A 1258-nucleotide genomic window follows, 5' to 3' on the forward strand; every position below is an offset into this window, starting at 1 on the left:
AGCGATGTCGGCGATCAGTTGGTCTTTAGTAAGAGCCATTTAGTGTTCCTTCCCTATCAAATTCATATGGATTGCAGAGTGCAATGTCAGCCATCGAGCCCGATCTTCTGGATCTGGCACCCTCGGCCAAATAACCTCGGGATCGGGGTTATAGATACCGAAATCAGGGTTTGGTTCGACCTGACAAATGCTGACTGCACGCTTAACGCAGTGACTTCGCGCAAGACCGGGCAAAGCTAGCACACAGCCGTGGAAATATCCGCCTCTAGCTACCCATTTGGTCAGCTTTATTGCGCTAAAACGGGAAAAAAACGCATAAGCGCCGTCGGTCGCCCGTCAATTGCCCTTCGCACCGCGCAAAAACCAGTGGTTGCGGTACACTGGGCGCTTTTTCGGGGAGCACGCCCTCCTCTCTTCATTCAGCCGAGAAGCCCATGCCGATCCGTCATTGCATCGTCCACCTGATCGACAAAAAACCCGACGGCACACCTGCAGTTCTCCACGCCCGTGACTCTGAACTGGCCGAGTCCGCGGCCATCGAGAACATGCTCGCCGACCTCAACGAAAGCTATAACGCCAAACAGGGTAAAGCCTGGGGCCTGTTCCATCCGGAATCGGGCGCGTTCCCGTTCAGCGGCTGGCTGAAGGAGTATCTCGATGGCGGCCAGGATTTCACTGCGTTCAGCCGAGTGGCGGTTGAGCATCTGCAAAAACTGATGGAAGAATCGAACCTGTCGGTCGGCGGCCACGTGCTGTTCGCACATTATCAGCAAGGCATGACCGACTACCTGGCCATCGCCCTGCTGCACCACAGCGAAGGTGTGGCCGTGACCGATGAACTGGACGTGACCCCGTCCCGTCACCTGGACCTGGGTCAATTGCATCTGGCGGCGCGGATCAACGTTTCCGAGTGGCAGAACAATAAACAGTCCAAGCAGTACATTTCGTTTATCAAAGGCAAGAACGGCAAAAAGGTTTCGGAGTATTTCCGCGATTTCATTGGCTGTCAGGAAGGCGTCGACGGCCCCGGTGAAACCCGCACCCTGCTCAAGGCCTTCAGTGATTTCGTCGAAAGCGAAGACCTGCCGGAAGACGACGCCCGCGAGAAGACCAAGACCCTGGTGGATTACGCCAGCAGCCAGGCCAAGCTCGGTGAGCCGATGGGCCTGGAAGAACTGTCGGGGTTGATTGACGAAGAACGCCCGAAGGCCTTCTACGATCACATCCGCAACAAGGATTACGGCCTCTCGCCGGAAAT

At 56.1% G+C, this 1258-nt stretch carries 2 protein-coding genes; both read left to right on the forward strand.

The genetic code is table 11. The features are described 5' to 3' along the window. Window positions 1-240: hypothetical protein (locus tag ACRESJ_RS31605; protein WP_431761412.1), on the forward strand; the 240-nt coding region annotated here is incomplete at its 5' end. Window positions 241-434: 194 nt separating this feature from the next. Then, on the forward strand, window positions 435-1258 hold an 824-nt coding region (gene yejK / locus ACRESJ_RS31610; protein WP_431761413.1), incomplete at its 3' end, for a nucleoid-associated protein YejK.

It is taken from the genome of Pseudomonas sp., assembly GCF_050739655.1.
GTDB lineage: Bacteria > Pseudomonadota > Gammaproteobacteria > Pseudomonadales > Pseudomonadaceae > Aquipseudomonas.